This window comes from Butyrivibrio hungatei NK4A153, assembly GCF_000424465.1.
Lineage (GTDB): Bacteria > Bacillota > Clostridia > Lachnospirales > Lachnospiraceae > Butyrivibrio > Butyrivibrio hungatei_A.
Genome location: NZ_AUJY01000002.1, coordinates 215,646 through 239,912, shown reverse-complemented (window position 1 = coordinate 239,912; position 24,267 = coordinate 215,646). Strand labels below are relative to the sequence as shown.

The 24,267-nt window shown below is 42.4% G+C and carries 23 protein-coding genes; 5 read left to right on the top strand and 18 right to left on the bottom strand.

Annotation, left to right across the window (positions count from 1 at the left end; all coding sequences use genetic code 11):
• Nucleotides 1-60: 60 nt before the first annotated feature.
• Nucleotides 61-1,155 carry a pyridoxal phosphate-dependent aminotransferase gene (locus G628_RS0103990; protein WP_034500612.1) on the top strand — a complete coding sequence of 365 codons (1,095 nt, stop codon included), beginning with the start codon at nt 61-63 and terminating at the stop codon, nt 1,153-1,155.
• A 38-nt stretch (nt 1,156-1,193) separates the two neighbouring features.
• On the opposite strand, the gene G628_RS17945 is transcribed toward G628_RS0103990, so the two are convergent.
• Both G628_RS17945 and G628_RS0103980 read right to left on the bottom strand, forming a co-directional pair.
• Entirely contained in the window at nt 1,194-2,147 is a 954-nt protein-coding gene (locus G628_RS17945; protein ID WP_051199011.1) for a CPBP family intramembrane glutamic endopeptidase, read from the bottom strand.
• Between the two features lie 75 nt (nt 2,148-2,222).
• Nucleotides 2,223-3,287, bottom strand: a complete 1,065-nt coding sequence (locus tag G628_RS0103980; RefSeq protein ID WP_051199010.1) for an FAD:protein FMN transferase — start codon at nt 3,285-3,287, stop codon at nt 2,223-2,225.
• An 807-nt stretch (nt 3,288-4,094) separates the two neighbouring features.
• Here G628_RS0103980 and G628_RS0103975 point away from each other — a divergent pair.
• From G628_RS0103975 to G628_RS0103965, 3 genes are all read left to right on the top strand, one after another.
• Nucleotides 4,095-5,012, top strand: coding sequence for a MetQ/NlpA family ABC transporter substrate-binding protein (locus G628_RS0103975; RefSeq protein ID WP_027208513.1), 918 nt, complete (start codon nt 4,095-4,097; stop codon nt 5,010-5,012).
• A gap of 357 nt (nt 5,013-5,369) precedes the next feature.
• Nucleotides 5,370-6,341, top strand: coding sequence for a methionine ABC transporter ATP-binding protein (locus tag G628_RS0103970; protein WP_027208512.1), 972 nt, complete (start codon nt 5,370-5,372; stop codon nt 6,339-6,341).
• A complete protein-coding gene (locus G628_RS0103965; RefSeq protein WP_330365417.1) occupies nt 6,341-7,003 on the top strand; it encodes a methionine ABC transporter permease in 663 nt (220 codons plus the stop codon). Before G628_RS0103970 ends, G628_RS0103965 begins: the two co-directional genes overlap by 1 nt.
• Nucleotides 7,004-7,109: 106 nt before the next feature.
• Here G628_RS0103965 and G628_RS0103960 read toward each other — a convergent pair whose 3' ends face one another.
• From G628_RS0103960 to G628_RS0103920, 9 genes are all read right to left on the bottom strand, one after another.
• Nucleotides 7,110-8,006 carry a LysR family transcriptional regulator gene (locus G628_RS0103960; RefSeq protein WP_027208511.1) on the bottom strand — a complete coding sequence of 299 codons (897 nt, stop codon included), beginning with the start codon at nt 8,004-8,006 and terminating at the stop codon, nt 7,110-7,112.
• Nucleotides 8,007-8,085: 79 nt separating this feature from the next.
• Nucleotides 8,086-8,838: an amino acid ABC transporter ATP-binding protein gene (locus G628_RS0103955; RefSeq protein WP_027208510.1), complete on the bottom strand. Its 753-nt coding sequence runs from the start codon at nt 8,836-8,838 to the stop codon at nt 8,086-8,088.
• 68 nt (nt 8,839-8,906) lie between these two features.
• Nucleotides 8,907-9,620: an ABC transporter permease subunit gene (locus tag G628_RS0103950; protein ID WP_027208509.1), complete on the bottom strand. Its 714-nt coding sequence runs from the start codon at nt 9,618-9,620 to the stop codon at nt 8,907-8,909.
• A gap of 11 nt (nt 9,621-9,631) precedes the next feature.
• Nucleotides 9,632-10,342 carry an amino acid ABC transporter permease gene (locus G628_RS0103945; RefSeq protein ID WP_027208508.1) on the bottom strand — a complete coding sequence of 237 codons (711 nt, stop codon included), beginning with the start codon at nt 10,340-10,342 and terminating at the stop codon, nt 9,632-9,634.
• A 6-nt stretch (nt 10,343-10,348) separates the two neighbouring features.
• Nucleotides 10,349-11,239, bottom strand: a complete 891-nt coding sequence (locus G628_RS0103940; RefSeq protein ID WP_027208507.1) for a transporter substrate-binding domain-containing protein — start codon at nt 11,237-11,239, stop codon at nt 10,349-10,351.
• Nucleotides 11,240-11,473: 234 nt separating this feature from the next.
• The gene (cooS, locus tag G628_RS0103935) at nt 11,474-13,567 is read right to left on the bottom strand and encodes an anaerobic carbon-monoxide dehydrogenase catalytic subunit (RefSeq protein ID WP_027208506.1); all 2,094 of its coding nucleotides are present in this window, start codon (nt 13,565-13,567) and stop codon (nt 11,474-11,476) included.
• A gap of 12 nt (nt 13,568-13,579) precedes the next feature.
• Complete coding sequence (locus G628_RS0103930) at nt 13,580-14,353, bottom strand: ABC transporter ATP-binding protein (protein WP_027208505.1); 774 nt, start codon at nt 14,351-14,353, stop codon at nt 13,580-13,582.
• On the bottom strand, nt 14,353-15,114 hold the full coding sequence (locus tag G628_RS0103925) for an ABC transporter permease (RefSeq protein ID WP_027208504.1): 762 nt from the start codon (nt 15,112-15,114) through the stop codon (nt 14,353-14,355). The genes G628_RS0103930 and G628_RS0103925 overlap by 1 nt, the downstream gene beginning before the upstream one ends.
• Before the next feature lie 55 nt (nt 15,115-15,169).
• Entirely contained in the window at nt 15,170-16,117 is a 948-nt protein-coding gene (locus G628_RS0103920) for an ABC transporter substrate-binding protein (RefSeq protein WP_027208503.1), read from the bottom strand.
• 306 nt (nt 16,118-16,423) lie between these two features.
• Between G628_RS0103920 and G628_RS0103915 the strand changes: the two genes are divergently transcribed.
• Nucleotides 16,424-17,485: an alpha/beta hydrolase gene (locus G628_RS0103915; RefSeq protein WP_027208502.1), complete on the top strand. Its 1,062-nt coding sequence runs from the start codon at nt 16,424-16,426 to the stop codon at nt 17,483-17,485.
• A 44-nt stretch (nt 17,486-17,529) separates the two neighbouring features.
• Here G628_RS0103915 and G628_RS16335 read toward each other — a convergent pair whose 3' ends face one another.
• The 7 genes from G628_RS16335 to G628_RS0103880 form a co-directional block, all read right to left on the bottom strand.
• A complete protein-coding gene (locus G628_RS16335; protein ID WP_034500611.1) occupies nt 17,530-18,042 on the bottom strand; it encodes a hypothetical protein in 513 nt (170 codons plus the stop codon).
• Between the two features lie 115 nt (nt 18,043-18,157).
• Entirely contained in the window at nt 18,158-19,456 is a 1,299-nt protein-coding gene (locus G628_RS0103905; RefSeq protein WP_027208501.1) for a nitrogenase component 1, read from the bottom strand.
• A 19-nt stretch (nt 19,457-19,475) separates the two neighbouring features.
• Nucleotides 19,476-20,951: a nitrogenase component 1 gene (locus G628_RS0103900; RefSeq protein ID WP_027208500.1), complete on the bottom strand. Its 1,476-nt coding sequence runs from the start codon at nt 20,949-20,951 to the stop codon at nt 19,476-19,478.
• Nucleotides 20,952-20,977: 26 nt separating this feature from the next.
• Nucleotides 20,978-21,973, bottom strand: a complete 996-nt coding sequence (locus G628_RS0103895) for a PLP-dependent cysteine synthase family protein (protein WP_027208499.1) — start codon at nt 21,971-21,973, stop codon at nt 20,978-20,980.
• Nucleotides 21,974-22,010: 37 nt separating this feature from the next.
• Nucleotides 22,011-22,859 (bottom strand): nitrogenase iron protein, encoded by an 849-nt coding sequence (gene nifH, locus G628_RS0103890; protein WP_026655912.1) that lies wholly within the window; start codon nt 22,857-22,859, stop codon nt 22,011-22,013.
• 135 nt (nt 22,860-22,994) lie between these two features.
• Nucleotides 22,995-23,369 carry a NifB/NifX family molybdenum-iron cluster-binding protein gene (locus G628_RS0103885; RefSeq protein ID WP_034500609.1) on the bottom strand — a complete coding sequence of 125 codons (375 nt, stop codon included), beginning with the start codon at nt 23,367-23,369 and terminating at the stop codon, nt 22,995-22,997.
• Nucleotides 23,362-24,234: a radical SAM protein gene (locus tag G628_RS0103880; protein ID WP_027208497.1), complete on the bottom strand. Its 873-nt coding sequence runs from the start codon at nt 24,232-24,234 to the stop codon at nt 23,362-23,364. The genes G628_RS0103885 and G628_RS0103880 overlap by 8 nt, the downstream gene beginning before the upstream one ends.
• Between the last annotated feature and the right edge of the window lie 33 nt (nt 24,235-24,267).

Genomic DNA, 24,267 nt, shown 5'->3' with positions numbered 1-24,267 from the left:
CATAAGTAATGTTGTAAAAGTATCAAAAGAACCTTTATACTTAATCTTGGAGGAATGAAAATGACCTACACCACATATGAACACGGCGGAATTTATGATAAGAGCTATAAGATAAAATATGATTTCAGCGTGAACGTCAATCCACTCGGAATGCCTGAGAAAGTCAGACGCGACATCGCTGAAAACATATCCCTTTTGGAAAAATATCCCAACATGAATGACTGCGCACTTCTTGCCAAGTTGTCCGCATATCACAACCTTCCGGAAGAATACTTTGTCCTTGGAAACGGTGCTTCTGAGATAATAACGCTTCTTACACAGGCTATCATTCCGCGTGGTGCTATGATTCCCGCTCCAACTTTTTCAGGGTATAAAAAAGCTCTCACAGCAAGAAACTGCCGCGTAACCGAACACATTCTAAGAAGCGATAACGATTTCAGACTCACGGAAGATTTTTTTACAGATGTAAAAAGAGCAAGTACCGTAGATGCAATCTTTATCTGCAATCCGAACAATCCCACCGGAGCACTCATCTCCCGCGATTTTGTAAAAAAGATCGCCGATTTCTGTGAAAGCTTCGGCATCTACCTTGTTATTGACGAATGCTTTATGGGCTTTGTTCCCGATGAAAAAAAGACAAGCGCGGTCTCGCTTATAAAAGACCACCCTCATCTTATAATAATAGATGCTTTCACCAAGCTTTATTGCCTCCCGGGACTTAGGCTTGGTTACTGCATATGCTCAAACCAGCGCGTATTATCGGAGCTGAACGCACTTAAACCGGAATGGAATATATCAAGCCTTGCACTTCTTGCAGGGGAAGAGTCCATACCGGAAAAAAAATACGTACAAGAAACAATAGAACTAGTTGCAAAAGAAAGAGCTTTTCTCACAAAAGAGCTCCGTTCTCTTGGCTTTACCGTTTTCGGCAGCGATACAAACTTCATCCTAGCAAGACTCCCGCTAACATTGCTCACCACATCGAAATCACATCTTGTCGGAAGTTCTCTTACAGACCGCCTTGCCAAAGAGCACGGAATCCTTTTACGTAACTGTGCAAACTTCAGCGGCCTCGACAACTCCTATTTCCGCATCGCAGTAAGAAATCATGCCGAAAACATTGCGCTTATTGACGCGCTGAAAAAAGTGCCATAACCTTTATCAGGGCTATGGCACTGCATCTTATTATATTATCATTCGGCAATCTGTTCTTTCACCTTGGGAAAAACAGTCTCTCCGACAACCCAGAGGTTATCGCCTTTTCTCTTTTTTCCAAGCAAAACGATCACAACTATTCCGACAGCGAGAACAACCGATGAAAGAACTGTTCCCTCAATTCCGAATCCAACATTATATGCAAAGCTGTTTGTTGCGGAAGCTACGTCCAGCTTAAAGATTGAAAAATCAAAGACAAGTCCGCTGTTGGGAAGCCCCAAAACTATACTCTGCATGTAGTTCCATCCGGTATGAACCGCAATCGCCATCCACATACTCTCGTAATAATAGATCATAAGAGCCATGAATACACCGAACAAAACAATATTCAAAAATCCAAGGAACGATACGTCCGGATTAAGAAGATGCAGAGCACCGAAAACCAGCGCATTTCCTATAATGGCAACCCAAGGTAATCTAAACGACCTTCGAAGCCTCTGATACAGAAATCCTCTGCACAGAATTTCTTCGCTTCCTGATTGGAAAAAAACCATCACAAACACAACAAATACTTTGAAAAACTGAAATCTGTTGAAATAAACGGCTATATCTTTGTTGAGCATAGCTACTATCGCACAAAAGACATTCATTCCGCCGCCTACAAGAAGTCCCAGTAGAAAAAACAGTACCGTATTTCCTTTATATTTTTTCCAAAATGTTTTAAGAACAGGTCTGTCGGGTTTTATTATCAAAAGAAAAACAATAAGTACGATCCATGATCCGATAGTCTGACCATATCTCGTAACCGCTGTATTAAACGCCAGATCGTCAAGTCCCATATTGGGAATGATCAATAAGTTGAATAATAATTGTCCTGCAATCTCGCCCGCAAGCAAAAGAACAAAGAATACCACCGGCAGAATAAGCAGAAAATCATACCATCTGTAGTAATCATTGTGAATCTTATAGAATAACGCCTTAAACTTCTCCATGTTGCCCCTCCATTTTTTGTTTTCTTCATCCAAATAAACATAATATGATAGCAGAGGCACGTCAACAATAACATTTTACCTTATAACGTTTATATCCATATCCGAGTATTCGGGGCTCAGAGAAAAGATTGTATTTACGCCTTCTGTGACATATACTTTTCTGTCATCCGTAACCATGATAAGGTCAAATGCCGCTATGCCCTTATCGCCTGTCGAATACTCCTTATAAAATTTCTCGGCTCTTTCTTCTCCCATTACAAAAAGAGCTGTTGAAAGGCCGTCGCATACAGTTCCGTTCCTTCCCACAACAGTAACCGAAGCAAGACCGCTCTTTGCAGGCTTTCCTGTCTTGGGATCAAGAATATGCCAGTATTTCTCTCCGTTTTCTTCAAAAAATCTCTCATATCCTCCGGAAGTTATAACGGCCATATTGCTTGTCTCTATAACACCAAGCACTCCGCTCTTGCTGTCTTCAAACGGGCTCTTGATCGCAACACGCCACAGCCCTCCGTCAGGCTTTGTTCCAATGCACTCAACATTGCCTCCAAGATTTATAAGCCCCGATGTCACTCCTTTTTCCCTGAAAAATTCCGCAAGATATGATCCCGTATAGCCCTTAACCACACTTCCAAGATCAATCTGCATGTTGTCTTCTAATTTTACATTGCACTCTTTATCGCCTGCGTATTCCACATCAATCCTGTCATAACCTACATTTGAAACAAGGGCTTTCAGTTCATCATCCGAAGGCACCCTGAACTCGCCCGTAGTAAATCCCCATGTCTTAAGAACCGGATAAACCGATATATCAAGACTTCCTTCTGTAGCTTCACATATCTTAAGCGCTTCCTGAAGGATCTTAGTTCCGTCTTCAGACAGCTTTCCGTTTTTATCACTGTTGATCTTCCCTATTTCACTGTCCTCATCCGTCACGGAAAGTGTACCTTCTATATCTCTGATTTTTTTCTCCGCTTCCGCAAGGAGCTTGTCGTCTCCCTCTATCTCAAGCTGCATCACGGTATCCATCGCAAAGATCGTTGATGTATTTTCTTTATTCTTTGCGCCGCACCCCACAATAAAAAGCGAAGCCGCACAGACTGTCGCTACAGTTTTTACGATCATTTTCTTTGTTGTATTCAATCTCATCCTTCCGACCATTCTTATGATTATTCTTGCTTAGTGTTAACATCATAAATAATCTTGTCATCTCAGTCAAATTCAAATACCGTAGCGATAACTTTCAATCAACATTATCCGCAAAATAAACTGTCATTGTGCGCGGTAGCGGAAACCTTGCCAAACGCCTTCCATGGATTTTATGGCCTAAAGCTGAAAAAACTTTTGTTTAGGTCATACTCTTACCCTCTGTTCGCTACTTCTATTCACGGATTGTATGACCTAAAACAGCATAATCCTTCATTTAGGTCATACTCTTACTCTCTGTTCGCTACTTTTCTTCACGGATTGTATGACCTAAAACAGCATAATTCTTCATTTAGGTCATACTCTTACTCTCTGTTCGCTACTTTTCTTCACGAATTGTATGACCTAAAACAGCATAATTCTTCATTTAGGTCATACTCTTACCCTCTGTTCGCTACTTTTCTTCACGAATTGTATGACCTAAAACAGCATAATTCTTCATTTAGGTCATACAATCAACATCTTACCTGCACGTAAAGCTAAATTTTAACCATATTACCCGCAGCACATATGAAGCAATAAAGGCAATAATCCTCATATAATTTTCCCTTTTCACTGCTGATAAATTTTATTTATTTCCCAAATCGAGTTTTAATCTTGTATAATGCATTCATACCGCTCAAGGAAATTGCTGCAGACTTGAATCTTGATCATACAGCACACTGTATAGCGTACTAGTATCTTGCAGCATCGGTATGAATTAAGCCATTGTTTACAATGGTATCGAGGAGGAAATGAAGCATTATGAAAAAGAGAGTAATTACAAGTTTGGTCTTAACAGCAGCACTTGCTTTCGGAGCACTTACAGGCTGCGGATCAAAAGCAGAGTCACAGACTACAGAGGCTCCTGCAACAGAAGAAGCTACACAGGCTGAAGCTGATTCAGCATCTGACACAGACAAGAAGATCACTGTAGGAGCAACACCCGTTCCTCACGCTGAGATTCTTGATAATATCGTAAAGGAAGTTCTTGCAAAAGACGGATGGACACTTGAGACAGTTGTCTTCCAGGATTATGTACTTCCCAACACATCACTTGAAGCAGGTGAGATTGATGCCAACTACTTCCAGACACTTGGTTATCTTGACCAGCAGAACAAAGACGCAGGTCTTCACCTTACAGCAGTAGCAGGAATTCACATTGAGCCCATGGGTATCTATTCAGAAAAATATACTAAGCTTGAAGAGATTCCCGACGGTGCAGAGATCGGTATTCCAAACGATCCCGACAACGGTGCAAGAGCACTTGACCTTCTTGTTCAGAAGGGACTTCTTACATCAAAAGGTTCTTTCGGAGAAGATGCAAGCTACACAGAGGATTCTCTTTCAAAAGATAAGGACGCTAACCCTCACGGATATAAGATCACACCTCTTGAGGCAGCTAACCTTCCTCTTTCACTTCCCGATCTTGATGCAGCAGCGATCAACGGAAACTATGCACTTGAAGCAGACCTTCCGGCTAAGCATCCCGCACTTGATATCGAGGAATTTGACGATGAGACAACAGTAAAGAGAACTAACTTCCTTGTAGTTAAGGACGGAAATCAGGAGTCAGAGAAGATTAAAGCTCTTGTTGCAGCACTTAAGTCCGACGAAGTTAAATCATATATTGAAGAGACATACAAGGGAGCAGTAATTCCTTCATTTATTGATCCACAGTAAACCATTTTAAAAGCCAATAACGTATATGATATACGAAGTGCTCCGTTTCTTCGAAACTCTCGCACTTCTACAAGCATTCGGAAAACGCTAATTTACTACGTAAATTGCTAATTCCTCATGTTTGTTAGGGCCGTTAGGTCAAAAAGCTTAACATGCAAGCATGTACGCTTTTTGACTTTCCGCCCCCATATCATACAAATCCTACCTTTCATATTACATACTACAAAAAATATGACACGTCTCCTTGCCAGTGACGTGTCATATTTGATATTTAAAAGCAGTAATGTAATAATAGATTAGCGTCGGGAACGCTTATATAATTTTCCTAATATAATAAGACAGGTGGTCTTACTATCTATGATACAAATTAAAAATGTCAAAAAAACTTTCAACAAAACCGAGGTACTTAAAGGAGTAAATATCGACATCGAAAAAGGTGAGATATTCGGAATCATCGGACAAAGCGGTGCCGGTAAATCCACTCTTCTTCGTTGCATAAACGGCCTTGAATCTTATGATGAAGGCGCGATCGTTGTTGACGATGTAACCGTCGACATCAAGAACAAAAAAGTTCTTCGAAATCTTCAAAAGAGAATGGGCATGATATTTCAGGGCTTTAACCTCCTTGAAAGACTCGACGTATATCAAAACGTTGCTCTTCCCATGAAATTCTGGGGAATTCCTACAAACACTCCGGAAGCAAAAGAAAAAATCCTTAATCTTATAAAGCTCGTCGGCCTTGAAGAAAAAGTACATTCAAAGCCAAAGGAACTCTCAGGCGGTCAGAAGCAGCGTGTCGCAATTGCAAGGGCACTTGCACTCGATCCCGATTTTCTTTTGTGCGACGAAGCAACAAGCGCACTCGATCCCGAGATTACAAAGGGCATCTTGGCTCTTTTACAAAAGATAAATAGAGAAATGGGCATTACCATCATAATCGTCACTCATCAGATGGAAGTCGTTAAGCAGATCTGCCAGAAGGTTGCATTTCTTAGCGGCGGCAAAGTGCTTGCAATAGGTAAACCTGAACAGCTCTTTGTATGGCCCAAGGAACAAGAAATGCGTGAGTTCCTCCGCGAAGAAAGTGACAAGCTTCCCTCAACGGGAGTCAATTTGAAGCTCTTTTTCTTCGGCGAAGGCAATCAGCGCCCTATCGTAACCGAGATGGCAAGGGAGCTTCAAACAAACTTCAACATTTGTTGGGCCAAGCTTGAAGACTTCAGAGAGGACGTCTACGGAAGCCTCGTCCTTAATATGGATGAAAAAGATCTTGAGAAAGCATGCGCTTTTCTTGACAGCAAAAACGTAACCTGGGAGGTAATCAAATAATGTCGGGAATTTTATCTGATGCAGGCATGAGCTCTGTTATAATGACTGCCTTTAAACAAACTTTATACATGGTATTCTGGTCAACACTTTTTTCAGTGATAATAGGATTTATTCCCGCCATAATACTGACGCTTACAGCTCCTGACGGACTTAAGCCAAACAAAATCGTTTATGAGATTCTTAGCTTTCTGGTAAACGTATTCAGAAGCTTTCCGTTCATCATCCTTCTTGTAATACTTATCCCTTTTACAAGAGCGGTTGTCGGAAAATCTATCGGAACAACAGCTTCTATCGTGCCTCTTACGGTATCGGCAATTCCCTATATCGCAAGAGTGTTTGAGACAAGCCTTCGTGAGACCAATCCCGGAGTCATTGAAGCCGCAAGATCTTTCGGAGCTTCAAACTTCCAGATTCTGATGCGTGTCTATGTAAAAGAATCTATTCCGAGAATGCTAAACGGTGTGATACTTCTTGTCATCTCACTTATCGGCTACTCCGCAATGGCAGGAACTGTCGGAGGCGGCGGTATCGGCGACATCGCAATCCGCTACGGCTACCAGCAGTACAAGACAGAATATCTTGTCGTTTGTTCAGTTGTACTTATAGCATTTGTTCAGTTCATTCAGATGCTTGGTAATTACATGTACAAAAAAATGAGCTAAATCACAGATTAAATTCAGCTAAAGATATTGATGGGTTAAATACGCTTCTTATTCGAGAAAAAGGCGACACATGATGAATCATCAACATGTACCGCCTTCTCTTGTTTTAATTATATTGTTTAAGTTTCTCAATAAAGGTCTGAGCCATATCGCTGAGGTCACTGCCTTTTCGAATGATATAGCCAAGCGTTAATGTCTCTTCTTCCTTGAGTTTGATGTTATGAATCTCGGAAGTGCTAAGACTCTCACCGAGCATTGCCGCACCTACAGCGTAGCCGTTAAGGCCAAGCATAAGCTCTACGGATGTTGCTCTTTCGTTTGTGCTTATGACCTTTTTATAATCATAGGTTGCAAGCGCTTCCTCTCTGTAATAGAAGGATGTGTTGTCGCCCTGATCGAATACCATGCACGGATAATCCTGCAGATCTTTAAGCGAAATTTCTTCTCTGTCTGCAAGAGGGTGATCCTTTCTAAGATATACGTAAGTCTCTCTTGTAAAGAGCTCATGGAACTCAAGAGAAGCGTCCGCAAAAATCTTTTTGAACATGTTCCTGTTAAACTCGCTAAGAGCAATAACTCCGACTTCACTTCTAAGGCTCTTAAGGTCGTCTATTACTTCACTTGTCTGAGTCTCTCTGATAGAGAACTGGTACTCTTCAAGGTCGTATTCCTTGACTGTTTCTATAAAAGCATTTACAGCTACTGTATAATGTTGCATCGATACTGAGAAAGTTGGCTTGTCAGTCTTGGCATTGATATATTTGTCCTCAATCTTCTCAAACTGCTCAACCGCGCTTCTTGCATAAGCGATAAAAGCGCCGCCTGCAACTGTTGTCACAACGCCGTTATGTACACGCTGGAATATCTGGATTCCAAGCTCATTCTCAAGATCTCTGACCGCACTCGAAAGCCCGGGCTGTGACACGTAAAGCCTGTCAGCCGCCTTTCTCATTGAGCATTCCTCGTCAATGGCTATTACATATTTAAGCTGCAAAATTGTCATATGTATAATCTCCAAATAAATTTTTATACATAATAACACATTGCCATATATTTAGTACATATTTTATACTCTGTCCCTGTCAGATCACATATGCATCCTGAGGGATGATCCTTGAAAGGAACTGCCTTGTACGCTCTTCCTTTGGTTTATAGAATATTTCTCCGGGCTTTCCTTCTTCCACTACAACTCCGCCATCCATAAAGATAACCCTGTCAGCCACATCCTCGGCAAAAGACATCTCATGGGTCACTACGATCATGGTTATTCCCGTCTTTGCAACCTTCTTTATTACTTCCAAGGTTTCTCCCACAAGCTCAGGATCAAGGGCAGATGTGGGCTCATCAAAAAGGATCACTTCAGGCTTTAGAGCCACAGCCCTTGCTATTCCTACTCTCTGCTGCTGTCCGCCGGATAGCTGTGATGGATAAGAATCTTTCTTTTCAAGCATCCCAACATTTTGAAGGACTTCCTCTGCAATCTGCTGTGCTTCGTGCTTACTCTTTTTCTGAACCTGAACAAGTCCTTCCATTACATTCTGAAGAACCGTCTTGTGAGCAAACAGTCCGTAGTTCTGGAACACAAAGCCTGTATGTCTTCTCATGTACAGAATATCTTTTTTCTTGGGGTTCTTAAAATTTATGATCTTATCGGAAAACTTCATGGTTCCGCTGTCGGCCTTCTCAAGAAAATTTATACTCCGAAGAAGCGTAGTCTTTCCGGAGCCGCTTGGCCCCAGTATTACTACCACTTCTCCGTCATCTACTTTTATCGAAACATCCTTAAGAACTTCCAGTTTCCCAAAGGATTTTTTTACACCTGTAAGTTCTATCATCGCCGCACCTCCTCTGTTCCAAACACAATGTCATTGTGTGCATTAATATGCTCATATTTCCTATGTTTTCAGCCTGTCGCCACTTGCTTTAAATATTTTCCGCTGTTTTTCTCAGCCAGGTATCCTATCACCTCTATACCGATTCCTATAAGCCAGTATACAAGCGCTGCTGCCACATATCCTTCAAGATAACTGTAGTACAAAAGGCTTGGCAAAAGAGCTCCTGTCATGATCTCAATGACTGAGATAGCGCTCACAAGATTGGATGCCTTCAATAGTCCTATCAGAGAATTCTGTAAACCCGGAAGTAATATTGGCACCATTTGAGGATAGATAACTCTTGTAAGTGTCTTGAACTTGCCAAGACCTATACTGTAGCCCGCTTCAAATTGCACCTTGTCTATTCCTCTGAAAGCACCTCTTACGCTCTCACTTACAGAACAGCTTGTCCCAAGGATAAGTACAAAATAACCTATTATGATCGGATCAACTTCGCTGATGGGCACTGTAATGTGAAGTACATTTGCCACATCTGCATAGCATGTCATAAATATGATGTTATACAAAAGAATTGCCACCATAGTGGGTAGTCCCAGATATGCAGTCACAAACACCGCAAAGATCTGTGAAAGAACAGGTATCTTGTAATACCTTATCGTCGCTATGATTGTTCCAAGAACCAGACTTACAACAAAGGTGATCGCAGTAAGTTTGATGGTTACCGGAGCATAGGCTAGTGCTGACACAAGAGACTCCCAAAAACTTGATACACTAAAACTCATATCCCAACTCCTTAAACAAGTTTAACCTCTCCACCGCTCAGTTTCTTTTCTATGAGAAGAAAAGTTCCTTTTAACAGTAAGCTAAACGCAATATATATAAGTGCTGCCGCAACATACCCTTCAATAGTGTGGCCGGACGCCGCACCAATTGTCTTAGCTCTTCCCAAAAGATCTACGACTCCAAGCATAAATACAAGTGATGTATTCTGAAAAACTCCTATGAGGTCAACGCCATAATGCGGAATTGCCACCTTAAAAGCTTGCGGGAGCACAATCCTTACAAAGGTTTGTGCCCCCGTCATTCCTATAGAATATCCTGCTTCCGACTGAACCGCAGGTACAGATGTTATGGCTCCTCTAAATATCTCTCCAAGGAAAGCCCCCTCATTCAGAATAATCGCTATTTCTACAAATATCACGGGTTCAAGTCTGTTTAGATTGATCCCGAAAAGATTTAAAAATACTGTGCCGAGTACTATTGGGATTCCGTAAAACGCGATCATCATCTGCACCAGGAGCGGCGTACCCCTCATAAAGGATATATACAATCCCAGTAAACCGCTTACCACAGGTACTCTATGTAATCTAAGCACTGCTACAAATACGGCCAGTAAAGTGCCAAGAAGCATTGACCAAAAAACAATGTGAAGATTAACAGGTAAACTTGAAATCACTTTAGGAAAGACATGTATAAATCTTTCAATACTAAAATAATTTTCCATATCTATTTATTCCTCTTCTGTAACGTCGTATCCAACCCACTTAATTGCAAGCTCAGAAAGCTTTCCGTTTACCTTAAGTGTCTTAAGAGCTCCGTCTACCGCATCTCTAAGTTCTGTCTCATCCTTGCGATACAGATAATAAGTCTTTGAATTGTTGATGGGTTCGCCTACAGACTTAAGCCATTCTTTTCCGTCATCGCTGAAGTTAGTATTCATCTTGATAACATCGCTCTTCTTAAGTACGGATGCTCTTGCTGCTCCTGACTTAAGTGCAGCAGCTGCTTCTTCATCTGAGCTACCCTCTGAGGTTACAAGAACAACTTCCTGCCCCGGATGCTCCTCGTTCCACTTTGTAAGGATCTGAGTTGTGGCACTTGTTGAACCACCGGTTCTGATCTTCTCACCTGTAAGGTCTTCAAGGCTTTTAGCGTTATCATCTATAAGAACTGCAAGGTAAGTGATATATGATGTGTAAGACTCTCCTGAGAAAAGATATTTCTCTTCCCTCTCAGGTGTGTACTCATACTGATGTGCTGCAAGATCAATCTTTCCTGATTCAAGTGAAAGAACCAGCTGATCGAATGCCATTGACTGATACTCAAATTCATACTGAGGAAGTAGCTCGTCGATTTCCTTTAGTACGTCATACTCATAACCAACAGCATCTCCGTTTTCATCTATATAGCAGTAAGGATTGTAATTGGTTCCCGATCCTATAACTATCTTCTGCACCTGCCCGCTTCCTTCGCTCTGTGCTTCGCCTTCTATATTATCTTCTGCTGCCTTTACTTCAGTATCAGCTCCCTGTGATGCCTTTCCGCATCCTACTGCAGATAACATCATTGCGCCAACAAGCACTCCCGATAACAGAATATTTTTAATTGTTCTTTTTTTCATAATCGTCTCCTCTAGCTAACCTGAAATCAAAAGTTCACATGAGAAAACCGGAGATTACTGGTCCGCCTAATGGTGACGAACCACTAACCTCCGGTTGTCCGGTCAGTAAACAAATGAGTTTGCTTTATGTATTCGCTTTTGTTGAACTTAATATACAATAGCCTCCCTATTAGCACAATTACGCTAAACTTTAGGGAGGCTATAACTAAAAGTTATTATCGGAATGTTACTTCTTTATTTATCCCAACCAAGGGCGGCTCTCTTATCTTTCATATCCTGCACAATCTGTTTTGCAAGTGCGACGGGATCTGTGTTTACATTCATTGTTGAACCGAGAAGTTCTTTTGTGCCGTGTTTAAGGAACTCGATTACATTCTTTGAACCAAAGATAGGAGCTTCAACACAGTGGTAAGAACTTATACCGTTAAGTCTGAAACCTAACGCTGCGTCGATTCCCTTTTCATTGCCCCACTCGGGAGATGAGAATGCAAACGGAAGCTCATAGAGGTTCTTTCCAAGCACACCTGCAATTCCCGCAAATATACCTGTAGAACGTGTATTATCGATACACTCTCCGACATGCCATACGGGCGGAAGGTCGGGTTCAAGGAATTCTCTTAAGGATTCTCCTGCCTTTTCTTTTCCCGAAACCGCACAATATCCTAGTTTCATAAGAGGGAACGATGCGCATCCGTTGGTGATAATAAGAACGTTGTTCTTAAGAAGTTCATCGGCCACATCAATAATGCACTTCTCATAAAGGACCTTAGGATTATTACATCCGACCATATTTACAACACCGAGAATCTGTCCCGATTTAATTGCTTCAGCAAGAGGCTTCATGCTTCCGAATCTCTTGTGAACATACTCGACAGAAAATCCGACTTCTGCCTCAACCTCATACGGAGGAATGTAGACAGGCATTCCCTTTCTGATCTCAAAACTCTCGATCGCACGTCTTACTATCTTCTCTGCAAGTTCTTTGGTCTGACCTATATTGCTGTGATGATGATCGTATTCATATCTCTCGGCACCGGGAAGGCGCGCAGAATCGCTCGTTGTAACCACAACAGTCTTAAAGCACTTTGCAACATCCATGATTGAAGGAAATACATCCTGAACATCCGCAACCCACAGATCAAGCGCTCCGGTAGCAAGTACAAGTTCCGCGGATACCGCATTTGAAAGCGGAATAACACCGCTGTCTCTGTACATCGCAGAAAGTCCCGAACAGCAGATACCGTAGAAACGAATACCCTTTGCGCCTTTGGATTTGGCAAGTTCTATCAAATCTTCTCTTTTTCCTGCCGCAACAATCTGGCTTACAAGTGTTGGCAGATGTCCGTGTACCGCAACATTCACATAGCCTTTCTCAAGCGCACCGATATTGACCTTGGACGTAACTCTGTCGCCGACACCAAACAGTGCGTCGGTCGCAATTCCCGCTCCGACAACGCCGGAAAAAGTAAATGCAAGACCGCAGCGAAGGAACTGCTGCATGATGCTCTTCCAGTCGCCGTCCGTTGCGCATCCCGACTTATGGTATGCTTCAAAGACCTCGTGATATGCACTGATAGGAAGAATATCTAACTCTTCCCATACCTTTTGCCTCTCGGGAAGCGCACAGGCTTTGATTGTCTTATAATCATCGGGGACACTTCTGGACATATCTTCAAGCAAAGCATCCGCAAGATCTTTTGCAACATTCTTAAGCTGTCTGTTCTTTTGCTTTATTCCAAAAGCTTCCGCCGTGCTCCTTATCTTTTGCTCGCCAAGGATAGGGATATCAAGTTCGCCCTCAGCCACTTTCTTGAGTGTAAGCATTACCTCACGAGCATGCATACCGTGCTGAGCCGCACCTGAAGCTGCCGAACGCAAAAGATTTCTTGCAACTATCAGATCCGCATCCGCACCGCAGACACCTCTCTGCGCCTTCGCTGTAATATGACAAGGTCCCATGTTGCAGATCTTACAACATGTTCCGCTAAGTCCGAACGCACACTGAGGCTTCTGAGCATCAAACCTGTCAAAAGCCGTATCTATTCCAATCTGCTCCATTCTAAGGATCATCTCTCTTACGGCCGGATCGGGTGTATTATCGATTACGTCCTGCTTTGACGGAAATGTCTTTCTGTATTCCGCAACAGCGTTCATATAATCTTTAGTAAAGTCCTCGGGACTGCTCTCTCCGCCGTGGTCGCTTGCCTTAAGTGTAACTGTCGGAATACCGTGCTCATCAAAACCGATCAGATTTCTGTGTGAATGAATATTCTCTAATCCGTTTTTGCCATGATGGTGATGATGTTCATGTGAATGTGTGTGACTCATTTTTCCCCTACCTTAAATCGTATATTCAATATCTTCCTCTATCTTCATCTGAAGCAGATCGAAGATCTTGTCTCTTATAAGCAAAAAGTCTCCGCTTGTCCTATCTCTGAAATGGTGAATCGGAACTGTTATAACACCTTTTACTTTGCCGGGGTTGGGTGTCATTACAACAATCCTGTCCGCCAGATAAACAGCTTCTTCTATGTCATGAGTTACAAAGATTATTGTTTTCTTTTGCTTTTTGCAGATATCCAAAATATCATCCTGAAGCTTCATTCTGGTAATCGCATCAAGTGCTCCGAAAGGCTCATCCATAAAGATGATATCGGGCTCCACCGCAAGTGCCCTGGCTATCGCAACTCTCTGTTTCATTCCACCGGAGAGCTGCCTTGGAAAACTATCTGCAAAATTCTCAAGCTTAACCAGTTTAAGATACTCTTTTGCAATCTCTTTTCTCTTATCTTTCTCAATACCTTTTGATTCGAGGCCAAGCTCTACGTTCTTGATAACAGTGCGCCACGGAAGAAGACCATAGTTCTGGAAGATAGTTACATTCTTTGTGCTTGGCGCCTTTACCTCGTTTCCGTCAATCTTAACGCTTCCTAGATTTACCGGATCAAAGCCTGCAATAGCATTTAAAAGAGTACTTTTTCCGCATCCCGAAGGTCCCAGGAGGCAGATAAACTCACCTTTTTCAATATCGAGATTTACATCCGACAAAGCTGTGAACTGCGTGCCATTTTGTATGAAGGTTTTTCCTGCATTTTCTATATGAATATATGACATTACTGCTCTCCTCCCCAGGCCTTAAGAATTCTTTTTTCCAACAATCCGATAAGGAAATCAAGCAATAGTCCTATAAGTCCGATCACAAGTATTGTTGCCAAAAGAATATCCGCTCTGATATTGTTTCTCGCATCAATAATCTGGAAGCCAAGTCCCGACTGTGCTCCTACCATCTCACCCGCAACAAGGAATATCCATGCGCTTCCGAGAGCAAGATGAACGGCATTGGCGATCTGAGGGAACGCCGCAGGAAGGATAACTTTCCACATAAGCTGAGGCTGTCTGATTCCAAAATTATCTGCAACTCTGAAATACATATCATCAATCTTACTTACCGCTGATACTGTAGACAGCAGTACGGGGAAAAAAGCTGCTATAAAAATTATGACAATGGCAGGAAGATCCCCAATTCCAAACAGGAGCACCACAAAAGGCATCCACGCTGTCGGTGATATCGGTCTTAGCAGCTGCAGTGAAGGATTCACATATTTAAACACCTTTGGAAGACTTCCGAGGATAAGCCCCAGAAAGACTGCTATCAGAACCGATAATCCGTATCCAATTACAAATCTGTACATACTTGCGCCTATTGATGCAAATAGCGTGCCGTCTGCAATCATCTCAAAAAGAGCTTCGATTGCCATTAAAGGAGACGGAAACAACGCCGGGCTATAGTCGCTTATCATAAATGCCAACTGCCAGATTCCAAGTAAGATAAGTATTGATACGATAACGTATTTAAGAGAGAGTATTTTTTTCATCATGTCCCCTTAATTTATTACTGTCATCAAATATAGAAAGTAATAAGTAATTATATTAAAAATCAGTCTTTACAAAATCAGCATATGCGGGTGGATTGTCTGAAAGCCCGTATTCTTTAACCTTCTCGGTCAGCTTGTTATATTGCTCCTCTGTGATATCCAGATCATCATAAGAAATCCATTTCAAAGATGTTTCAAGTACATCATCTTTCTGCTTCAGGTACTTTTCTGCAACAGTTTGGGCTGTTTCAGCATCAAGATTATTTCCCGCTGTTTTGTATCCCTCGACAAATGCCTTGGCTGTGTCCGCATGCTTGTCTATAAAATCATCTGTCAAAACAAGTGCGCAGCAAACCGAATCCTCCCACAATTCTTCGGAGGTATACAGAACTTTTCCTTTTCCCGTAGAAACACCTACCGCACCGAAAGGCTCCGCAACGCAATAACCGTCTATTGTTCCTGTGACAAGTGCCGAAGGCATCTCTGTAGGTGCGAGTTCCACGACATTTATGTCATCGATCGTAAGTCCATTCTTTGCAAGTGCATCATTTACCAGGATGTTATGCGATGACTGACGATGAGGAATAGCTATTGTCTTTCCTTTAAGATCGGCGCCGTCTTTAACATCATTTGAAACGATGAGAACATTTCCGTCCTTATGTCCCAGTGCAACAGCTTTTATTCCTACGCCCTCAGCTTTTGACTTCATTGCAAGCTCTATAAGAACCGATGCTCCGTCTACATTTCCCGAATTAAGAGCATCCAGCAGTTCCGGCCAGGAACCGTACTTAACAAGCTCAACATTCACTTTTTCATTATTTGCAAGCTCCTCAGCCTCCTCCAATACAGCGAGTGAATGTGTTATGGGAAGATATGCTATCTTCACGGTTTCTCCGGCATTGGCACTGCCTGCTGCTTTGGCACTTGCGCCATTGGAACTTCCGCATCCTGCCAGCGTCAGCACTGCTCCAATCAGTATTGTCAGTAATAATTGTTTTTTCATAATAACTATCCTCCACTATAATGTCTTTTCACCCACTAGGTCAATAGGTAATTTTATTATATTGAATAATATCACACGCAAATATAAGTGAAAATTAAGAAACACTTATAGTGGAGTATAAACTTTGCTTATTCCCAAGCACTGCTGTCCCATAGGTTCTTTATTATATGAATTTTCCAATACGGAAAAAATATAGTGTCCGGATTGTGCAAATGATATATTATAATTCTTTTGGATTCCCAATAAAATATAACCAATGCAGATAAAAAGCATTTTTAAAATAATCGATTATTGGGAGAACAAAGCATGAAAGCAACGCTAAAAACAGCAAAAAAAATTTTGATAGTTCTGGCAACAATGATAATAATCTTAGCTGTTATCAGATCTGTCGGAATGGGAATAAATAAGAGAACACCGAAAGGCGGGATAAATGAATCTTTTTACGTTGATATAAACGGAAGCAGGCAATGGATAAACATTTATGGACAAGACATAAACAATCCCGTTCTTTTGTATCTGCACGGAGGGCCGGGATCTGCGACAAGTCCCGTAGATTATTCTTTTACCCGAAAGTGGAGTGACGTATATACTGTCGTTACGTGGGATCAGAGGAATGTCGGAAAGAGCTTTGATAAGAAAAACATTTCGGATAAGATAACCAAGGATATTATGATGGCTGATGGCAAGGCAATGACTGAGTTTCTTTTATCCTATATGGGAAAAGAAAAAATAACTTTGCTTGGGCATTCATGGGGATCTATGTTCGGCGCAAATCTGTCATTGGAATATCCGCAGTACTACGACGCTTTTATCGGAACAGGACAATGTATAGACATTTATGAGAATGAATTAAGACTCTATGCGGCAGCAAAAGAGTGGACGAATGGTGATGCGCAAGGAGAGGCACTTCTTGAAAAATGGTCGCCTGATAACGCTGATAGCCTTGAAGCCATGGCCGCCAGAAGTAAAATAATGGACAGGTACGGTTATGGGATGATGAAAGATGGTCGAGATTACAATATAGTTGCGACGATTCTTTTTAATCCAAATTACATGGTAAAAGACTATATCGGCTATGTAAAAAATATTGCAATCTCGATGGATCCATATATACCTTTTTTTGCACATGGTCTTTATGAGTGCTCGCTTAGCGGAAAATATGACTACAAAGTGCCGTATTACAATATAAACGGCGACATGGATTACCAGACTAATTACGATATGGCATGTGAGTATTTTGAAAAGGTAAATGCTCCCGATAAGAAAATGTACGTTATGAAAAATGCCACACACGGACTTCTTGAATCAAGATCCGAGGAATTTTCTGAATATGTTCACGATATCGCAAATCGAATGGGAAAGAAGTAATCTTCACTTTCGGAAAGCGACTCCTAAACTCACTTATCCGTCAATCATCCTCTTCTAAGGCTCACGTGATTATCGATCTTATCAAAATAAGTTGCGATCTTGGTGAGAGCTTCATCGACACTGCACTCTACATCAAAACCTGCGATAGCTTTCTTTTCAAGTTGCTTCTGAGCCTGAAAACCGATTTTCTTGCAGACAAGGCTTCGGCAATCTGCGATGAGATTGACTTTTCTGAGAGCTCCGTCGCTTCCGCCGCAGCCACTCTGTGAACCGGCGCCGCAGCCGCCGTGACCACCGGTTCCGCCGCAGCCGTCTTGTGAGCCATCGCCGCAACCTCCACTCGGACTTCCACAATTGTTCGTGTCACCGCATCCGGAAGTCTGTCCGCCACAACCGCTTTGCACATCGGAACTTATCTCTTCTTCCGCAAACTCTCTGTATTCTTTTTCTTTATATTCGGTTCCTTCCACCTCGTAGATATGGAACCCCTTAGCAGCACCAAAGCCAAGGTCAACGACCTTGGCATCTGATGTTGCGACAGCAATCAAATATGACATCGCTTTTTTCCTCTTATTATTTATAAACACGAACTTTAGGCAGATTAGTTAGATCAAAAGCTGTGTTGTCGCTGTGATTATTTATTGGAGAAACACTGACCGGATCAATATTTCTTTAGTTGAATCTCTGTGAAGCTACCGTGTAGATATCCTCAATAAGTCTGATACCGCCCTCGTATCCAACAATTGCATCATTAAGAACAATCTTGTCCTTAACGGGCCATGAGATATTGAGGAAGTTACCCTTTAAGTCTTCCGTCACTTCTTTGTCATAGTAACCACCGAGAACCAGCGGATATCCATGATAGTCATGACTCTTTATCTGCTCATGAACCTTGTAGCTGTCTGTCTCAAATACAACTTCAGCTTCAAGTCCGTAGTTGAGCTTCTTGAATTCTTCGGTAATCGCCTCCCTATATTCCTTTGGCGTATCATCGGTAATGAACTGCTTTGCGGGAACAAGTCCGAGATCGTTTGTAAGGAACTTGGTAATTCCGAGAGCGTACTGAGCATCCGCCACAACAGAGAACTGCTTGTTGATTACACGGTTCTCAAGGAAAAGATCCGCAAATCTCTCGATAAGGTAGTAGTAATAATTTTCATGCTCTGTTATTACGTCCTCGACCTTCTTTTCATCCACTCCCGCGAACTTTCCGACTTCCCTTAAGAACTTACTTGTCTCGAAAGCTCCTATAGGAAGTGTACTGTAGTGAAGATAAGGAATACCGAGCTTTTTCTCCATCTTCTTTACGTTCTTAACTGAAACCCAAGGAGAAATAAGAAGGTTAAACTCAGCCGAAGCAATCTTGTCTATATTCTTGATTCCTCTTTGATATCCGAAGATAGTGTTGGGTGTAAGCCCGATCTCTTTTAACAGCTTCTCAAGCTCTCTTAAATTTCCGAGCCAGTAAAGATCCTGATAAGGAACGTCGGCCCAGATATTTACAAGCCCCTTCTCCTTCTTGTCAGTCTTTTTTACATACTGATCTATGATCGCATCAATTATCTGCTCATGACCTCTATAGTTGTTTCCCTTAAATCCCGCTGTAGGAGCGTAGATTACAGGCTTCTCCGCATCTGCAAATTCAGATACGACTTCACCCGAATCATCACCTACGATTTCAGGAATACAACCTGTAAGAACCACATAGAGGTCAGCGTCGATGACCTTGAGCGAATTCTCGATTGTTGAATGAAGCTTTTTTACACCGCCGAATACAACGTCCTTTTCATTGATACTGGTACAGGGAAAAATATTTGGTGAAAAATATCCGCTGCTTCCGTTTCCGTCGGAAAGCTTCTGCGCACATCCCGGACCCGAATGAAGGATCGGAATGGCTCTCTCTATTGCCTGCACTGTCTGCATCGCGCCAAGTGCACACTTATATCTTTGTTTATCAAGTAACTTTGCCATTTATATCAGCCTCCGTGAATCATTTTTTGTCCTTTTCCTGCACAAGGAAAGCTCCTACGTTCTGCTTGTACCACCAATCCGTGTAAGGAAGCTTTGTTCTCTTTGCGAGGTTTTTTTCAAAGCTTCTGTTCCTGATGCTATCGAGTATGGAATATGCAAATTCCAATGTGTGCTTGTAACCGAAAATCATATACTCATCGGCAACATACACTGAAGGTGTTCCGTTCTTGATAGCCCATACGGTTGAACCCGGATGTCTTGAAAGATACAGATCGGGCTGATATTTGTTGAGGATATTCATAACCTCGAAATTCTGCTGATCGGCAACACTGGCCTCGAAATCAATATTGTTATCCAAAAGATATTTCATTGAAGGCGGAACGTCTCCGTTCTCATACTTCTTGTCATAGTGCCATGCAAGTGCCCATACAACCTCAATTCCAAGTTCATTAAGAACACGGGATACTTCGAAAGTATAACCGGGTCCCATGCCGAGTACTGCTCTGAGTCCTTTGAGCTCTTTTTTAACTTCTTCAATCTTCGGAAGGTAGATTGCACGCTGCTCTTCAATATACTTCTCAATCTTGTCGCTTCTTCCCGTAACCTTACCAATCTCGCGAAGCCATGCCTCAAAACCGACGATGCCACACTGGTTGATACTTCTTACGTAAGGAACGCCATACTTTTCTTCAAGAACGTTTCCTAAGTAGTTTCCGAGTGTTCCGCAGATACATGTTGTGGCAACAGCTTCCGAAATATGTGAAAGCTCTTCAACAGTTGAGTTACAGTAAAGGAATGTAGGCTCGAGATCAAAGTTCTTGAACATCTCGATGATCTCAGGTCTTGCACTCTCATAGAAATTCTTGAAGTTGATCTTGTTGCTCTTTACGCCTTCTCTCGGAGGCTGAACGATTGACTGAAGTACCGCGTGATCTGCGATATCAAAACCTGTTGCCCAGATTCTTGACTTGAATCCTTCGCAGTGAACCGCAACGATAGGCACATCAATCTCTTCTTTTAACTCATCGACGATGCTGTCGATATCTTCACCGATGATACCCGTTGCACAGGAACTTGAAACAAAAATTGCCTTTGGGCTATATCTTTTGTTTACTTCAACGATGATGTTTCGAAGCGTAGATGTAGAGCCAAATATCGTATCATTCTCGTTCATATCGGTTCCGACATAAACAGTGTTATTCGTTACACCACGTTTTTTGGCCATAACCTTATCAAGGTAATATGTGCCTGCTGCCGCAACGGAACATCCCGCAGGGCCGTGGTGAATAATAGCAATATCTCTTATAGCAGAGAGCTGACCGAGTGCACAGCTTGAAAGGCATGAACTTGACTGTGAAAAACATCTTGAACAGCCTTTCAAAGTACCGCACTCACTCTGGCTTGCAAGATCTTTGAGAGAACCGATGTAGCCGGTGATAGATCCAATTCGGTTCTCTCTTGTAGCTACATTGGAGTTATTTAAATTTGTTGCCATATTATCTTTTATCTCCTACTTTTTTCTTATTCTTGTGTTGCAAAAAGATTGGTTGAAAGATATCTGAGTCCTGTATCAGGGAATATAGCAACTATCTTCTTTCCTGCATTCTCAGGTCTCTGCGCAAGCTTCTTTGCTGCATAAAGAGCCGCTCCCGATGATGTACCGATAAGGATACCGTCGTTTGCCGCAACCTCTCTTGCTGCCTCAAATGCTTCAAGAGCCTCAACTTCGATATATTCGTCATAAATCTTTCTGTCGAGTGTTGAAGGAATGAGATTTTCAGCAACACCTTCAAAAGGATGTACTCCAGTGATCTCTTCTTCAGGCTGATTCTTATCCTTGTCAGGAAGTGAATTAGGTCCCGGCTGAACACCGACTACCTTTACGTTAGGATTCTTTTCCTTGAGATAAGCACCTGTTCCTGAGATTGTTCCGCCTGTTCCTACGCAGGCAACAAGAATATCTACCTCACCGTCTGTATCCTCCCAGATCTCGGGGCCTGTTGTTCTCTTGTGTACCGCAGGGTTTGCGGGATTCGAACACTGATCGAGGAATACGACATTCTCTTCCTTATCAAGAACATCTTCCTTAAGCGCCTTGATCGCAGCAACGAAGTCGCCGCCTGTCTCATCAAGAACTTTTGCGATAACAGGTTCATCTCCAAGTTTAATTGTCTTTCCTCCAAATGCCTGGATTACCTGGAATCTCTCCTTACTAACCTGATCCTGAATATAAACTCTGAAAGGATATCCCTTTGCAGCCGCTATTGCTGCAAGTCCGATACCTGTATTTCCGCTTGTTGTCTCAACAACAGTGTCGCCGGGCTTAAGTTTTCCGCTCTTCTCAGCATCTTCTATCATTGAAAGGGCAATTCTGTCCTTTACGCTCTGATTAGGGTTAAAATACTCAAGTTTTCCGATAACGGTTGCCTTGAGATCGTGATGCTTCTCAAATCCCGAAAGCTCAAGAAGCGGTGTTTTTCCTACCAATTCTGTAATTGATTTATATACGTTTGACATACGTTTTCCTCCTTAGTCATGCATCTTCTTAATACAATCAGATCTTGTAATCGTCTGAAAGTTCCATCATTCCGTACTCCATGAGGATTTCCTCAAGTCTTTCCTGAGTCATGGGTGTGGGAATTACGAAATCTTTATTCTCAATAACTGCCTGTGCCAGGTTTCTGTACTCCTGAGCCTGGTTTGAATCGGGCTTGTACTCGATAACCGTCTTCTTGTTGATCTCAGCGTGCTGAACTACGTTATCTCTGGGGACGAAGTAAAGAAGCTTAGTTCCGAGCTCTTTTGAAAATGCTCTTAAGAGGTCAAGCTCTCTGTCAACGTTTCTTGAGTTACAGATGATACCGCCAAGTCTTACTCCACCTGTTCTTGCATATCTCTGAATACCCTTTGAGATGTTGTTTGCGGCATAAAGAGCCATCATCTCACCACTTGCTACGATATAGATTTCTTTTGCCTTACCTTCACGGATGGGCATCGCGAAACCACCGCAGACAACGTCGCCGAGTACGTCATAGAATACATAGTCAAGATCCTCTGTATATGCCCCGAGATTCTCGAGCATGTTGATCGAAGTGATGATACCTCTTCCCGCACATCCTACACCGGGCTCAGGTCCGCCTGACTCAACGCACTTTGTACCGCCAAAGCCTTCCTTCATGATACGATCAAGTGAGATGTCCTCACCTTCTTCTCTGATAGTGTCAAGAACCGTCTTCTGAGCAAGTCCGCCAAGAAGAAGTCTTGTTGAATCCGCCTTGGGATCGCAACCAACAACCATTACTTTCTTGCCGTGTTCAACAAGTCCTGCCGTAAGGTTCTGGGTTGTTGTTGACTTTCCGATTCCTCCCTTTCCGTAAATTGCAATCTGCCTAAGTTCTGCCATTTTTTCTTTCTCCTCTTAACTATTGATTTATTTTTTAAAATTTCGCTTGCGCAAAAAAGCGCAAATAAAAAAGGCATGCGAAAAATGATCCAAACGATCAAATTCACAAAACCTCCGGTTGTCCGGTCAGCTTCATTACTGTCCATTTGCACTATTCATTTCCTGAAGTAGTTTCAGATATCCGTCAAGTTTCCTTATCGCCTCCGAAACAGGCCCCGGCATCTCAAATGCCGCTATACCGCGTTCTTCAAGCTCTCCTCTTGCTCCATCGCCTATTCTGGCTGCCAGAACAAAGTTGCAATCGGAAACTCCGTCTACTCCTCTTTTTAATTTAGCAGCGTCATGATGCCCTCCGTTACACACAGGGTCAACAAATCGCTGTTCAATCTCTTCGTATTCGCCGTTATCATCCACATCCACTATAAGGAAGCTCTCAGCTCTTCCAAAGTGCTGATCCACAAACCTGTTGTCCGTAGATGCGAGCGCGACTCTGTAAACTGCTTTATCCATGTGAAAAAGTATTCCTTACATTTAATCTGCTCTGATATACGAGCTTACTGTACTCCGAAACACCCGGTACTCCTACTGCGTCGGCTCTGCAGTGTGCGCAGTGTCTGAATACCTTGATATACTGTTCCGCATCGCTCCTTGCCTTTTCTATCTGCTCGCAAGTGGGCTTTGGTATATCTTTAAGCTGATGCTGCGGTATGAGCGGAATTATGTTGTAGATTATCGCTCCCAATTCTCTTACCGTCTTCGCGATGGTAGCTATATGCTCATCGTTTATACCGGGTACGAGAACCGTATTTATCTTGACCGTAACACCTGCATCGGCAACCTTCTTGATTCCCTTAAGCTGGTTTTCGATAAGGATCTTAGCTCCCTCTTCTCCGTATATCTTCTCGCCGTGCCAGATAACATACTCATTGAGTTTTGCTTCAATCTCAGGATCTACCGCATTAACAGTAACTGTAAGAGTGTCTATTCCAATGTTTATAAGCTCATCGGCCCTCTCGTAAAGAAGAAGTCCGTTAGTGCTCATGCACTTAAGAAGCTCAGGATGACTCTCGCCGATCTTTTTGAAAGTCTCAAACGCGTAGTCCGTTGCCAAAGTATCTCCGGGTCCTGCTATTCCCGCGACCTTGATATTTGGAACAAAACCAAGTGCTTTATCAATAAATGTATTCGCTTCATCCGGGGTTATTATCTTAGACGTTACTCCGGGGCGCTGTTCAACGTCGTTTATCGTTCTGTCACAGAATCTGCACGCAATGTTGCATCCGGGGCTTACCGGAAGATGAATCCTGCCTGCGTTGAACTTGCAACCACCAAAGCACGGATGGTTTTTCTCAAGTTCTTCATACGTTCTAGCCATTCTCTTTTTCTCCTACAAAAATATAAAACGCGA